Below are 14,059 nucleotides of genomic sequence, written 5' to 3'. Positions count from 1 at the left end.
TAGGACGCACTGAAACGGTGAATTAAAAGCGATAGCTCAGCGTAATTTTTGCGTTGCGACCCGGCTCATAATCCATCAAATAGAGTTGACCAAAACGCGGGTGGAAGGAGGTTCCCGTGCGCGATGATTGCGATGCGTAAAACTCATCAAAAATATTATCGACACCGGCGGTAATGCCTAGGCCGCGCGCCGATTCCCAGTGCGCAGAAATATTGGAAACCACAAAACCGTCTTTGGAATTTTCCAGCGTCGCGCCGTCCAAATCTTTTCCGGATGCAACATCGCCCACATAGAGCGTGTCCCAGTGCAGACTTAAATCTGTGCCGATAAAGGTGTAGTCCAGCGACAAGCTGAGAGTATCGCCCTGTTGGCGATCAATACGGGCGCCATCAAATACGGCGTATTCCGGTGCCGCATCCAGCTCGCTGTCGGCGTCGGAATAGGTGAGCAGTGCTTTAAGACCCTGGATGTCGTAACCCACATAGGCTTCAAAACCTTTGATATTCATATCGCCAATATTGTCGGTGATATAAGCGCGCGGGCTGGGTTCGGCGTAGTCGTAAATATGATTTTCAATAGTGGTGTAAAAATACGTGGCGCCCAGTGAAAAATTATCGGCACCGAGCATTTCATCCTGATACGCAAACGATAGCTGTTGGTTATTACCTGTCTCGGCTTGTAAATTTGGGTTGGGGGTTTTGCCTAAACCTGCACCAATAAACACTTCATTTAATTCCGGTGCGCGAAATAATTCGGTGCTGCTGGCGCGGAATAACAGGCTGTCGCTGGCTTGATACTCAACCGCCAGTGCGGAGGTAAATTCGCTAAAGGTATCGCTGACAATGGTGGAGTCAACGTCTACTGATTCATAACGCAGGCCGGGAATAAAACTGAAGCCTGTGTCAGTGGTAATTTTATTTTGCACAAACAGCGCATCGGTATTGGCTTCTTCACCGGCAAGGCGGGCGGCATCGACTATATAGTCAGTGTCGTGCTGAATGTGTTCCCAGCCATAGCTAATGTCATGGCCAACACTGCCTTCCAGTGTGGTATTAAAAAGTAGATTGATGCCGGTGTTATTGGCGTCGCCTTGGTTGATAGTGGCGAATGCAGGGCTCCAGCTCACCAAGCCGCGCTCATCGCGCCAGAAGGTACTTTGGTTGCGATAAAACGCAGCATCCACTTGGGTATTTGCGGTCAATTGGCCTTCATAGCTGAGGGTAGCTGTGTCGCGGCTAAACTCGGTGGGGTAGGTCAATGGGATTTTTAACGAGTTGGCAATTGCCAGATCGGTGGCCAGCCCCATATCCGGGCGATAGCTGTAGTTGCCTTCATCGGTATAGGTTTCATAGCCAAGTTTGATGCGGTGGCCTTCGGTTATATCCCAACCGAATTTGATCAATGCATCTTCTACTTCACCTTCCAGCCCGCGCACTGTGCCATCGGTGCCCGCGACTTGAGTGCCATCGGCACCCAGAATTTTGCCGCCGCCTACTTCATAGTTATCGCGATTCACTTTGTTGAAGTACACCAGCGCATCGAATGAATCGGTCAGTTGGCCGTAACCGGTCAGCGAGGTGCTATCGCCTGAATTGTCAGCATAAGAAGCTTGTAACCGGCCGCCAAACTGCGCGCCTTCATCGAGCAGGCTGCGGGCATTTTTGGTTTTGAAGCGCACCGCGCCACCCAGCCCACCGTTAACCACCGAGTTGTTGCCTACGTCTATTTCGGCGGATTCGAGAATGTCGGCATGAATCTGCAGATTGCCCATGTGGTGATACATGTAGGTGTTTTGGCTGGCGCCATCGATACTGATGCGTAGATCCTTATCGTCCATGCTGCGAATGGTGATGCGCTGGTTGAGGGAGTGAGCGCCGCCCACATCTACCCCGGGAATGGTGCGCAACAGGTCGCTGATGTGATCGGGTTGTCTGATCTCCATCGCCTCCGCATCCATCGACAGCGACGACGCCTTAACCTGAGTACCCCAAACTGCAAGAGTTTCTATTTCCGCCTGCTCACTGGTGCTGGTGTCAGAGGTGGCCTGAGCAGTGCCGTGAACTGCAACTAATCCGAACAAGGCGAGGGCGAGAGGGTGCGGGGTAAAGCGGAGTGTCTTCATGATTCATCCTAGTGAGTGAGCGTGGAAACTATCAGTTCGGATGCATTCTATTATCAAATGATAATTAATATCAAATGAGATGTTGTTTTATATGTCATTTTTTTTTATTTGCGCTGTGCCTTTTGATTGAGGGGTAAAGCAGAATCCACACTTATGTGTTGGTTGTATAAAGTTTGGTATCGCCTATAATACCAAACATGATTCCGTCGATCGTTATAGATACCAATATCCTTGCTTCCGCCCTCAAGTCCAGTAATGGTGCCTCGTTCAGATTGCTCATGGCGTTACAGGCGCAAGCCTACAATCCCTGCTTATCCGTACCTTTATTTGTAGAGTATGAGGCGGTGTTAAAACGGCCGGGGTTGTTGCCTCACATGGGCGCAAATGACATTGATGCGATATTGGATTACCTATTGAGCCGGGCCAGTATCCACGAGGTTTTCTTTTTGTGGCGACCATTTCTGAAAGACCCCAAAGATGATCTGGTATTGGAGGCGGCGGTGGCATCTCAAAGCCGTTATCTCATCACGTTTAATCTGCGTGACTTTGCCGGCGTTGAAAAACAGTTTGGTATTAAAGTAATCACACCCCAAGAGTTTTTACGAGAGTGGAGGTTGTTATGAGTACACTCAGTTTGCGTTTGCCTGATTCGGTGCATGAGCAAATTAAATTGTTGGCGAAAAAAGATGGAATCTCTATTAACCAATTTGCCGCCTCTGCAATTGCAGAAAAAATGGCAGCCTATCTCACGGAAGAGTATTTAAAAAAACGCGCTGCTGCTGGCAATGAGGCTGCATTTTTAGCCGCAATGGCAAAAGTGCCGGATGATGAAACCATAGCCGACGATAAGCTGCCCTAGGGAAATTGACGGATACCCGCGTTGCGGGTAGTACACACATTTTTAACCACCATCACCAAAAACAACACTCTGGTTTTTATATGGCCCGATCCAAAAGCAGTAACCGTTGGTTGGAAGAACACGTCAACGATCCTTATGTCAAAAAAGCGCAGGTGGATGGCTATCGTGCGCGCGCGGCTTATAAGCTGCTTGAGTTGAATGAGAAAGATAAGCTGATTCGCCCGGGCATGATGGTGGTGGATTTGGGTTCGGCACCGGGCAGCTGGTCGCAAATTGCCGGGCGTTTGGTCGGCGTGAAAGGGCGGGTGATAGCGTCTGATATTTTGCCGATGGATTCACTGGAACATGTGGATTTTATTCAGGGCGATTTCACCGAAGAAGCGGTATTTAATCAAATCATGGACAAGCTCGGCGGCAATCGCGCCGATGTGGTGATCTCGGATATGGCGCCCAATATCAGCGGTGTCGATGCGGTAGATCAGGCTTCTTCGATGTATTTGGTAGAGTTGGCACTGGACATGGCGCGCAGCGTGTTAAAACCCAAAGGGGATTTTGTCGCCAAGGTGTTTCACGGCGAAGGCTACGATGACTACGTAAAAGAAGTGCGCACTTCGTTTGATAAGGTGGTCATTCGCAAACCCGATGCCTCACGCCCACGCTCGCGTGAAGTGTATGTGGTGGGCAAGGGATTTAAAGGGTAATTGTTCTAATTTATTTCTTTTGTTGCCGCTACAAACAGTTTGATTGTTTGTTCAACATGCGCGTGCAATTCATTGAGCAAGTTCACGCAGGTTTCGCTCGGTTGAGTGGTGTGCGCTTGCGCGATGATGTATTTGATATTTTCTTCAGCTTCAATTCGTTGCGCTAATAACTCGTGGGTGTAATCCGGTGTGAATGCCGCGCCTACATGATGCATTATCATTTCACTCGTCTCTTTGTCCGGGTCGGGAACCGAAGGCAAATCACCCAACTGACGTATTTCTTCTTCCAGCTTATTAATGAATGGTTTGCGCGCGGCGGCGATCTTGCGGAAGCTGTCGGTAATCACTGGGTTTTCACTCAGGTTTATTGCATCTTCATAATGATCGATGCTCTCGCGGCAAGCGACGAGTAATTCGTTGAGTGCGACTTCGCTATCAGACAATAAGTGAAACATACGAATTCCTTTGTGTTAAGCCAAAATGTATTAAATTAAAGTGTAGCGGGTCTTGGCCGGATGACTTCCAAGGCTTGGGGAATGATTTCGAAAAGCGCGGGCGTATTACACACACCTTCGCCATCGGCGTGAATTTCTTTTGGCCGTTTGGTATTAATTTCGATTCGCTTACCGCTGGCTGTGAAGATATTTTCTATCTCCCGTTGTTTGCCATTGCGCAACAAAAACGCATGGCTTAACAGGTCCCAAAAACGAGTTGGGGGAATACTGTAAACTCGCAACAGCCCATCATTAATTGCTGATCTTTCATCGACAATATTACCGCCGCCGTAATAACGCCCATTGCCTACAGTTAGTTGGATGGAGCGTAAAACCTGTGTCTTGCCATCAATCGTAATGTTAACCCGAAATGATTTGTTATTTTTAAAGGCGGCAAACACGGCGTGAAGATAGCTAAAAATACCCAGTTTCTTTTTGATGTTGGGCGTTAGCTCATGGGAGACTTTTACCCCAAGGCCTATATGTGCTGCATTTAAAAAATAATGTCCATTGAGTACACCAAGATCTATTTTGCTGCGGCGATTGTCGAGAATGGTTTGAAATGCTTCGGTTAAATTGGTGGGGATCTCCAGCGAGCGTGCTAAATCATTCGCTGTACCTAAGGGCAAAATCGCCAGTGGTAACTTATGTTGGTAAAGTGTTTCCGCCGCTGAACTGATTGTGCCATCGCCGCCGCCCAGAATAACTAATTGCACTTGATTCGCGTGCTCGGCGATAATTTTTCGACACTCTTCAGCGCTGCTGGGTGATTTTCGGATAAGTGTAATGTTCGCGTTTTCCAGCAGCGATAACCCTTGTTGAATATCGGCATCGCCACCGTTGCGGCTACTGTTGTTGAGTATGAGCAGTGCAGTGATGTGGCTGGTCACGCGTATTTAAACCTCTGTGTTATCCGTAAACTGTTTGCGCACTTTTACAAAATGATTGTAATTTTTCCCCAGAAAACGAGCCTGCACCTGCCCCTTTTAATGTCAAATGGGAGTGTTCTTTATCACTTAGCAATCCTTGAGCCAGCCTGTTGTTGTTTCACGTATTTCATAATGTTGACAAAAGAATCAGTCCAATAAATATCTTTGTTATCAGCCAAATATTTCACCAATTCATCGTGAGCTTCCTTGGAGGTGACAAGGTGATCGCCGCCTATACCGTGAAAGGTGAAGTTCGCCATAGTGCCTTTGGCTGCCGCTTCTTTTACTACGGCAATTAACTGCGCGCCGGTAACACCACTGGGAAAATCTACACTGACTGCATAGGGGTCGAGTGTATTCATATCGGGTGTGACGCCACCAAAATTGGTTTTAAAGGCGACAAATTCACTTTTTAACCCATCCACATAATTGGCGCCGCCGGCTTTTAAATCGATACAGGGCGGGGTAAAGGTACGTTCGGTTTTGCCGTCGATCGCATGTAAAAAACTATTCGCTACTTTTACTTGGTCCTGCATTTGAATAACGCTGACTTTATCCAAATCGCGATCTTCCGCAACCCATTCGCGTCCAGGTTGGCTTTTGGCGCATTGATGAAAAATACTGTGGTTGCCCAATTCATGGCCTTGTTTAGCTGCTGCGCGCCAGTCTTCTAAGCGAGTGACCAGTGTTGGGCTGACGACGTTTAAATAAAAGGTGCCGCGCAGATGGTATTTGTTGAGGGTGGGGATGACGTTATCCAATTGGCTGTCTAGCGCATCGTCATAGGCGAGGTTAACTGCGGCTTTGGCACCTTTTGGCCAAACGAACGGCTTATCAGCAGCAAAACTGCTTGAAGCTGTGCACAGTAGGCCAAGTAATAGGCTGGCGATTAAATGCGATGGGTGGATTTTTATTGTCATTGCGGTCGTCCTGTAACAGTGAATTCGTCTGTGCAACCTTAGCTGCGAAGTCGCTGAGTCGCCATGGCATTTACATTTCTGCACGGAATATCGGTGTTGTAATTGTGCTTGGAAGCGACAGTAAATGAATACTGAATATAAAAAGTAAGATAAATAATAAAAAGGTATGATCATTTGTTAATCAGGTCGCAGAACTCCCGTGCGATAAAAATGAGAATGACAGCGCTGTTTTGGTGATGTTGAAACCATCAACAACACAGCCATCGCAGTACAGGCACCAGATCCAATAATAAAAATAATGATGTTTGACGTGGCCTCTCCACCTCGTTCATGCAGTAATCATTCAAGCCTGTGTCATGACTACACACTGGGCGTTCAGCCCTTTTCTCATGCAATCAAGGAGACACCTATGATTACACCACCCAAAAACCGCCTGCGCTTGGCCGCAGCGCTGGGTATCTTAGTCGCTACCAGTTACAGCGGCGCAGCCTCAGCCGCCTGTGTTTACAAAATTGATAATGAATGGAATAGCGGCGCCACCGGCACGATTACTATCACTAACTCTACTGCGACTCCGATCAATGGTTGGTCAGTGAATTGGCAGTACAACACCAACCGTTTAACCGGTTCATGGAATGCCAAACTCACCGGCAGCAACCCCTATACCGCAACCGATATGGGTTGGAATGGCACACTGCAACCAGGTCAGGCTACTAGTTTTGGTTTCCAGTTAAATAAAAATGGCGGTGCGCTTGAACAGCCAACCCTGAGTGGCAGTGTATGTGGTGGCGCAGGCAGTTCGGCGTCGGCAATGTCATCGCGTTCATCTACGCCCAGTTCAATTGCGTCTTCCTCGCGCTCGTCAACGGTCAGCTCATCAGCTAGCAGCATTAGTAACTGCGTCCAGCAATGCAATTGGTACGGCACCGTGTACCCCTTGTGTGTGACTACTACCAGCGGTTGGGGTTATGAAAATAATCGTAGCTGTATTTCGCGCAATACTTGTACCAGCCAGCCTTCACCTTACGGTGTTACTGCCTGCGCTAATTCATCTAGTGTGGTGAGTTCTTCGGTTTCCAGCTCCCGTTCCAGTACACCCAGTTCGATCAGTAGTGTGGTCAGCTCATCGCGCTCAAGTACGCCAAGCTCCATCAGCAGTTCGATTAGCTCATCGCGCTCCAGTACACCTAGCTCGATTAGTTCATCGAGCCGCTCCAGTGTGCCTGCAGGCGCTGTCTTCCGCGTGGATACAACGGGTAACATCACCAAAAATGGCACTGTATTTCCGGTGCGGTGCGGCAACTGGTTTGGCCTTGAAGGTCAGCATGAACCCAAAAATGCAGCGAATAATCCCGACGGTGCGCCGATGGAGTTGTATGTGGGCAATATGTGGTGGGCGAATACCGGCCGCACTATTCAGCAGACGATGAATGAAATTAAAGCCCAGGGTATCAACGTGATTCGGCTGCCAATAGCACCGCAAACGTTGGACCCCAATAACCCACAAGGGCGTGGCGATATTCAAGCGGGCGGCGTGCTGAAAAACCATGCTTCTGTGCGCCAAACCAATGCGCGTCAAGCGATGGAGGATTTCATCAAACTGGCGGATCAAAACAATCTGGAAGTGATTGTGGATATCCACTCCTGCTCTAACTATGTCGGTTGGCGCGCAGGCCGGTTGGATGCCAAACCGCCTTACGCAGATGCTAATCGCGAAAGCTATGACTTCAAACGCGAAGGCTATTCCTGTGCGCCAGTGAGTGGTGCGGGCGTGGTGGTACATGAGTACAACGAAGCCAAATGGCTGGCTAACTTGCGTGAAATCGCCGGGCTTTCGGCGCAACTCGGCGTAGACAATATTATTGGTATCGATATTTTCAACGAGCCATGGGACTACACCTGGGCCGAGTGGAAAGCGCTTTCTGATAAAGCCTATCAAGCGATCAGTGCAGTTAACCCCAATGTGTTGATTTTTGTTGAAGGTGTGTCAGCCACCGCAGGCGGGGTAAAAATTCCTCACGGCAGCGAAGACCTGAATCCAAACTGGGGTGAGAACATGTACGGCGCACGTGCTAATCCATTAAATATTCCGAAAGATCGTTTGGTGCTTTCACCGCACACTTACGGACCTTCGGTGTTTGTACAAAAACAATTTATGGACCCTACACAAGTTAACTGTACTGAATTGGAAGGCGATGAAGCGGGTAACTCTGATTGCAATATAGTGATTAACAAAGCCAAGCTCAGCGTGGGTTGGGATGAGCACTTTGGTTATCTGCGCGATCAGGGGTTTGCAATGGTAGTGGGCGAATTTGGCGGCAATATGGATTGGCCGGCAAAAGGTTCAGTTGCAGATCGCAGTCGCTGGAGCCACATCACCACCAATGTTGACCAACAATGGCAGCAGGCATTTGTGAGCTATATGAAAGAGAAAAAGATCCAGGCCTGTTATTGGTCAATCAATCCGGAATCAGGTGATACCGGTGGCTGGTATTTGCATTCTCACGATCCAGACAGCAATCCCTCTGGCTGGGGCACCTGGCTGAATTTTGATGCGCGTAAAACCACCTTGTTGAAGGATCTGTGGGGTAATTAATTTCCTCTTGCTCATCAACACTAAAACCGGAGTCGGCGTCAGTTGGCTCCGTTTTTTTGAACGATAAGATTTATCAATTGGGATTTGATTTTATGGGTGATCTCTATAAGCTGGGCAAAATTTTTCACCCTGGAGTTACCCATGACCTGGTTGTTGTTAGTGGTTGGTTTAGTGCTGTTAGTAATTGGTGCCGATGTATTGGTCAAAGGGGCTGCGCGCCTCGCATCTAATTTTGGCGTACCGGCATTGGTGGTTGGTCTCACGGTGGTTGCGTTTGGCACCAGTGCGCCGGAATTGGCGGTGAGCGTGAAGGCTGCTTACTCTGGGCAAGCGGAATTGGCCATCGCTAATGTGGTGGGCAGCAACATTATGAACATCCTCTTTATTCTCGGCCTTTCTGCGGTTATATCGCCGCTGTTAATTTCCCGTCAGCTGATTCGTCAAGACGTGCCGATTATGGTGGCCTTATCGGCGCTGGCGGTATTTATGGCTTATGACGGCAGCATCAGTCGCGTTGAAGCGGGCATTCTGGCGGCAGGCCTGTTTGGCTACACCTTTTTCCTGTTTTATCAGGGCAAGAAAAAGGGTGTTGATGTAGTGGATGAAGAAGTAGAAGAAATGCTTAAAACCAACGTTCCCATGTGGCAAAACATACTGTTGGTGATTGTTGGCTTGGTGCTCTTGGTACTGGGCGCGCGCTGGTTGGTACAAAGTGCGGTAGAGCTAGCGACTGCTTGGGGTATCAATGAAGCCGTTATAGGTTTAACCATTGTTGCAGTGGGCACCTCCTTACCTGAGCTGGTGACATCGGTAGTGGCCACTATGAAGGGCCAGCGCGATATAGCCGTAGGCAACGTAGTGGGCAGTAATATTTTTAACATCCTCTGTGTATTGGGTATTTCTGGCGTAGTCTCGCCCACCCCTTTATTGGCCGGTGAACAACTGGCGAGCTTCGATATTCCGGTGATGCTCGGTGTAGCGGCACTGTGTTTACCGTTATTTTTTATTGGTGCATCGCTCAACCGTATAGAAGGTTTGTTATTTCTTGCGCTCTATACCGCCTATGTATGGATTTTGATTGCGATGACCTTGTCACTGGGGTATTTGGCGCAATTGCAAACCGCCGTGTTGTTTGGATTGGTTCCGGTGGTGGTGCTCTATGTAGTGGTTGCACTGGTGTTGGATTTGCGCAAGCGTCGTGCACAAGTAAGTACATAAATAATAAAAGCTTAAGTATAGAAAGCAAAAAGCTGGCCGCTTATTGCTTATCAGTTAAATAACTCATTGTCACTCCCGCTCGCGGGAGTCCAGCTTTTGATCGTAAACCTATGGATCCCCGCACGCGGGGATGACGTTTTGGGGAATATTGCTTAGCTTATTGCGCCCAATTTTTTACGTAATCGGGCGTGGTCAGCCCCTCACTGTTTGCATGAATCGGTTCGCCATGAACCACCCGCAAGGGTAAAACACCTGCCCATACCGGCAAATCCAGATCCTCTTCTTTATCCACCGGCAAGGTGTTGCTGATTTTGCTTGCAGCTTCAACGAGGGAAATTCGCAGCACGCTGGTTGCCGCTAATTCTTTATCGTTACCGGGGCGCGCTTCCTGTTTGCGGCCTGCGGCTATCTTGTCCATAAACACATCCATCGCTGCCAGTTTTTGTTCACGCCCTTCAATTAATTCAAACGCGCCATAAATCACTGCGGAGCGGTAATTCATGGTGTGGCTAAACGCCGATTTTGCCAGCACCAACCCATCCACATGGGTAATTGCAATCGACACCTGGCGCCTGCCCAATAACATCTTGGTCAAGCGGCCACCATTAGAACCGTGGATATATAAAAAATCCTCATCGCGCCAACAGGCGGTGGGAATGCAGTGGCTATTTTCGCCATCGTGAAAGGCGATATGGCAGACATAGCTTTCATCGATAATTTGATACAGCGCACTGCGGTCATAACTGGCCAATTCGGGAATGCGGCGAATGCGGGTGCGGGGCGATGGTGCGGTAGTGTGCGAGTTGTTCATGGTGATCCTTGTTAATCGCGTAGAGGGAGATGCTAGGTTAATCTGCCATTGGCTCTATAATAAGATCCATTATTGATAAATTTTTTGGAGCCACTTTTTGGATTACCAACTCTTGTTTGATCAGTATCAGCCTGCCCATAGCGGCTTGAGGTTATCCCAGCAGCGCCGTTTGTATGGCTGCTTGCGCGAGGCAATTTTGAATGGGCATCTTGTCGCCGATGCAAAATTACCCGGTACTCGCTCGCTGGCGGCAGAACTTAACGTCGCACGCAACACGGTGCTGTATGCCTATGAACAATTGGTGACGGAAGGCTTGTTGCAGACCCAAGGTAGCAGCACGCGGGTGGCAAAGGGAGTCTGTGCCGGTCGCCATCTTGTCGATGAGGCAAACAGTGCAACACGCGCGATTTCGACGCGGGCGCAATTGACGCCTTGGCCGGTTGATCCACACGGTGCGTTTACCGCTTTTATGCCGGGTGTTCCCTCCCTTGCGGATTTTCCCCTGCCGTTGTGGCGCCGCTGTGTGGAGCGCAGTTGGCGCAAGCTGAGCCATAAACAACTCGATTACGCCGATGTCGCCGGTGAACCAGAATTGCGCAGCGCCATTGCCGACCATCTCACCACTACACGCGGTGTACGCTGTACCGCAGCGCAAATTTTTATTACCGATGGCACCCAACAAAGTCTGGGTATTTGTGCCCATGCACTGGCCAATGCGGGCAATACAGTTTGGATTGAAAACCCTGGTTACGGCGGTGCGTTTCAATCGCTCAAGGCGGCCGAATTACATGTGCGTGGTATTGCGGTGGACGAGCAGGGCATAGCGCCCAGTGAATCGGATTGGAATAATTTTCCGCCTAAATTTATTTACACCACACCCTCCCATCAATTTCCACTGGGCAGTGTGATGAGTATTGAGCGGCGCATGAGCTTGATCGAATCAGCCCAGCGTGTGGGTGCGTTAATTATTGAAGATGATTACGACAGTGAATTCCGTCGCGATGGCCCACCGCTACCAGCAATGCAAGGTTTGGTAGAAGACGCGCCGGTGATTTATCTCGGTACGTTTAGCAAGACCTTATTTCCTGCATTGCGCATTGGTTTTATGTTGGTGCCCAAGGGCTTGGCCACCGCGTTTTATGGCATGTTGCGCTTGGGGCATCTGCGTGGTCGCAGCGCTGACCAATTGGCGCTGGCAGAATTTTTACGCGCCGGGCATTTTGCCCAGCATCTGAAAAAAATGCGCCGTTTGTATGCAGCGAGGCGCGATGCATTAGTGAGCGCAATTGAAAAATATCTTGGCGACAGTGTCACAATTTATGGCGGATCTTCCGGTATTCACCTCACCATCGCCTTAGCTGAACAGTGTAATGATCTTGTCATTAGCCAAGCGCTATTAGCGCAGGGTGTCTACGCGCAACCGCTCAGCAAATTGGCAACCGATAAAGTCCTGCGCAATGGTTTGATGCTGGGTTACGCGCAGGTTGACGCGATTGAGATGGATAAATACGTGCAGATTTTGGCGCAGGTGATTAAGGCTGGCACTGTATGTGCAACAACTGAAACGTAAGTAAATAATGTGAGTTTTTAGTGTAACAAGCTCAGCGGTTGAGATGCCTGAGCTACTTTCAACTACACTCATAACAGGCTGTAAAAATCCTTAGCGCGCAGCAGATTTTTACATCCTGTTCCTTCTGGCGTACAAGAGGTTGCGGTTATGTCGTTACAAGAACTGGTTGCACAATGGGAAGCGCACGCGCAAGGTAAATTAACCAAAGAGACTTACGCAGTACATTTATTAGTGGAAGATGCGGCGCGGCTGGCTGCGCTGGCGGAGATGTACCCCAAGCGTTCCAAAGAACAATTAATCAGTGAATTACTCTCGGCCGCCTTAGGGCAACTTGAGGCCAGCTTGCCCTATGTGCAGGGCACAAAAGTAGTGGCGACCGATGAAATGGGCGATGCGATTTACGAAGACGTAGGTCCAACTCCACGCTTTATGGCGCTCACCAAAAAATATTTGCAACAGCACCAAGGTTAGATTCACGGCGAGCAAAATTGTGTTGGCGCGATGAGTCTTTTGGTGGTGCTTATACACATCACTTGGGTTTAATTTGTTGTGCAGCTTTGCTGGTCAGGGATAAGATTTTTTTTGCGAGTGTTTCATCCGTGAGGCTGCGCGCCAGTGCCATGCCTCCAATCATCAGTACGGATTGGAGTAGCGCATTGTCTTCTTCATCTGCCCCACCGTTATTGCTGCCGAGGTGTTTGGTAAAACCTTTATAGAGGCGGGTATAGATCTGTTTTACCCGTTCATCATCGTGGGCGACATCGCTTACCAAACAGGGCAGAGGGCAGCGAATGCTGGTAGAAGTAAGGTGACCTTCACTTAAGTAATGATTAATGATGCTATTGGTGTCAGTTACATGCTCACTAAAATGCTGTGCCGCTGCGTTTCCCGCCGCGATGATTGCCTCTTCGTACAGGTCAATTTTGGACTTGAAGTGGGCGTAAAATGCACCGCGTGTCAAACCTGCCTGCGTCATGACCTCATCTATACCGACCTGATTAAAACCTTTACGGGTAAATAATTCAGCCGCCGCATTAACGATCCGCTCGCGCGACTCCTGCTTGTGTGACTCTTTCCATGCCATGGTGTACCTCCGCTTTAAAATATGTTCTTGATCATATTATGGTAGCGATAGAAGATTGCCAAGGAAAAACAGCCGTTCTTAAATCAATACAAAGGAGTTATTTATGAGCCATCAAATTCATATTGTGGGTGTGCAATTCAGTAGTTTTACCCGTGCAGTGCAATTTTGTTGTGAAGAGATAGGGTTAACCTACACCTTGGGCACCGCGGTTAATGGTCAGGAATACAGCTTGCGCAGCCCTGCGTTGAAAACAATTAATCCGTTTAGCAAAGTGCCGGTATTGTTAGATGCTGATCGTCCGCTTTATGAAACACAAAGCATTTGCCGTTATCTGGATAATCAGTACAACCAAGCCCGCTTGCAGCCGCAGGATGCATGGCAAAAAGCAGAAGTGGATCAGTGGTGTGCGGCGATCACTACCTATGCTGATAAGGCCATAGTGCGCAATTATCTGCTGGAATTTTTATTTCCCAAAGGCCCAAATGGCAGTGTGCGCGAAGACGTTGTTGCTGCCGCTATTCCCGACGTGATTCAAGTAGTCGGCATTTTAGAGCAGCAACTAGGTGGGAAAGATTTTTTGGTGGGAAATCAATTTTCCTTAGCGGATATTTTGCTTGCTCCGATGATTACCTATTTAGTGAATGCGCCGCATAATTTGGATTTGGTGAGTAAAGACAGTGTATTGCGTAGTTATGCAATGCGTATTCTTGCGCGACCTGCGGCGAAAAATGTGTTTATTCCAATAGTGAAATAAG

At 48.8% G+C, this 14,059-nt stretch carries 14 protein-coding genes; 8 read left to right on the top strand and 6 right to left on the bottom strand.

The genetic code is table 11. From position 1 onward, the window contains the following. Positions 1–22: 22 nt before the first annotated feature. Positions 23–2,122, bottom strand: coding sequence for a TonB-dependent receptor domain-containing protein (locus AWU77_RS13570; RefSeq protein ID WP_062064337.1), 2,100 nt, complete (start codon positions 2,120–2,122; stop codon positions 23–25). 197 nt (positions 2,123–2,319) lie between these two features. On the opposite strand from AWU77_RS13570, the gene AWU77_RS13565 reads away from it, so the two are divergent. The 3 genes from AWU77_RS13565 (at position 2,320) to rlmE (ending at position 3,682) form a co-directional block, all read left to right on the top strand. Further along, on the top strand, positions 2,320–2,745 hold the full coding sequence (locus tag AWU77_RS13565; protein ID WP_062064335.1) for a putative toxin-antitoxin system toxin component, PIN family: 426 nt from the start codon (positions 2,320–2,322) through the stop codon (positions 2,743–2,745). Continuing rightward, on the top strand, positions 2,742–2,981 hold the full coding sequence (locus AWU77_RS13560; RefSeq protein ID WP_062064333.1) for a toxin-antitoxin system HicB family antitoxin: 240 nt from the start codon (positions 2,742–2,744) through the stop codon (positions 2,979–2,981). Before AWU77_RS13565 ends, AWU77_RS13560 begins: the two co-directional genes overlap by 4 nt. Positions 2,982–3,061: 80 nt before the next feature. Further along, on the top strand, positions 3,062–3,682 hold the full coding sequence (rlmE, locus tag AWU77_RS13555) for a 23S rRNA (uridine(2552)-2'-O)-methyltransferase RlmE (protein WP_062064331.1): 621 nt from the start codon (positions 3,062–3,064) through the stop codon (positions 3,680–3,682). A gap of 5 nt (positions 3,683–3,687) precedes the next feature. On the opposite strand, the gene AWU77_RS13550 is transcribed toward rlmE, so the two are convergent. The 3 genes from AWU77_RS13550 to AWU77_RS13540 form a co-directional block, all read right to left on the bottom strand. Beyond that, positions 3,688–4,137, bottom strand: coding sequence for a DUF2383 domain-containing protein (locus tag AWU77_RS13550; protein WP_062064329.1), 450 nt, complete (start codon positions 4,135–4,137; stop codon positions 3,688–3,690). Positions 4,138–4,172: 35 nt separating this feature from the next. Beyond that, entirely contained in the window at positions 4,173–5,066 is an 894-nt protein-coding gene (locus tag AWU77_RS13545) for a lipid kinase (protein WP_238582435.1), read from the bottom strand. A gap of 122 nt (positions 5,067–5,188) precedes the next feature. Further along, the gene (locus AWU77_RS13540) at positions 5,189–6,025 is read right to left on the bottom strand and encodes a polysaccharide deacetylase family protein (RefSeq protein ID WP_062064325.1); all 837 of its coding nucleotides are present in this window, start codon (positions 6,023–6,025) and stop codon (positions 5,189–5,191) included. Positions 6,026–6,434: 409 nt separating this feature from the next. Between AWU77_RS13540 and AWU77_RS20145 the strand changes: the two genes are divergently transcribed. Both AWU77_RS20145 and AWU77_RS13530 read left to right on the top strand, forming a co-directional pair. Continuing rightward, positions 6,435–8,621: a cellulase family glycosylhydrolase gene (locus tag AWU77_RS20145; protein ID WP_084618390.1), complete on the top strand. Its 2,187-nt coding sequence runs from the start codon at positions 6,435–6,437 to the stop codon at positions 8,619–8,621. A 141-nt stretch (positions 8,622–8,762) separates the two neighbouring features. Beyond that, positions 8,763–9,839 (top strand): calcium/sodium antiporter, encoded by a 1,077-nt coding sequence (locus tag AWU77_RS13530; RefSeq protein WP_062064322.1) that lies wholly within the window; start codon positions 8,763–8,765, stop codon positions 9,837–9,839. Positions 9,840–9,996: 157 nt separating this feature from the next. On the opposite strand, the gene AWU77_RS13525 is transcribed toward AWU77_RS13530, so the two are convergent. Then, positions 9,997–10,650, bottom strand: coding sequence for a pyridoxamine 5'-phosphate oxidase family protein (locus AWU77_RS13525; RefSeq protein WP_062064320.1), 654 nt, complete (start codon positions 10,648–10,650; stop codon positions 9,997–9,999). Between the two features lie 97 nt (positions 10,651–10,747). On the opposite strand from AWU77_RS13525, the gene AWU77_RS13520 reads away from it, so the two are divergent. Both AWU77_RS13520 and AWU77_RS13515 read left to right on the top strand, forming a co-directional pair. Next, the gene (locus tag AWU77_RS13520; RefSeq protein WP_062064318.1) at positions 10,748–12,220 is read left to right on the top strand and encodes a PLP-dependent aminotransferase family protein; all 1,473 of its coding nucleotides are present in this window, start codon (positions 10,748–10,750) and stop codon (positions 12,218–12,220) included. A gap of 147 nt (positions 12,221–12,367) precedes the next feature. Then, on the top strand, positions 12,368–12,691 hold the full coding sequence (locus tag AWU77_RS13515; protein WP_062064315.1) for a hypothetical protein: 324 nt from the start codon (positions 12,368–12,370) through the stop codon (positions 12,689–12,691). A gap of 58 nt (positions 12,692–12,749) precedes the next feature. Here AWU77_RS13515 and AWU77_RS13510 read toward each other — a convergent pair whose 3' ends face one another. Beyond that, positions 12,750–13,304 (bottom strand): TetR/AcrR family transcriptional regulator, encoded by a 555-nt coding sequence (locus AWU77_RS13510; RefSeq protein ID WP_062064313.1) that lies wholly within the window; start codon positions 13,302–13,304, stop codon positions 12,750–12,752. Positions 13,305–13,407: 103 nt separating this feature from the next. On the opposite strand from AWU77_RS13510, the gene AWU77_RS13505 reads away from it, so the two are divergent. After that, positions 13,408–14,058, top strand: a complete 651-nt coding sequence (locus AWU77_RS13505) for a glutathione S-transferase family protein (protein ID WP_062064311.1) — start codon at positions 13,408–13,410, stop codon at positions 14,056–14,058. Position 14,059: the final 1 nt, after the last annotated feature.

This window comes from Cellvibrio sp. OA-2007 (assembly GCF_000953825.1).
Classification (GTDB): domain Bacteria; phylum Pseudomonadota; class Gammaproteobacteria; order Pseudomonadales; family Cellvibrionaceae; genus Cellvibrio.
This window is presented reverse-complemented; position numbering and strand designations above follow the sequence as displayed.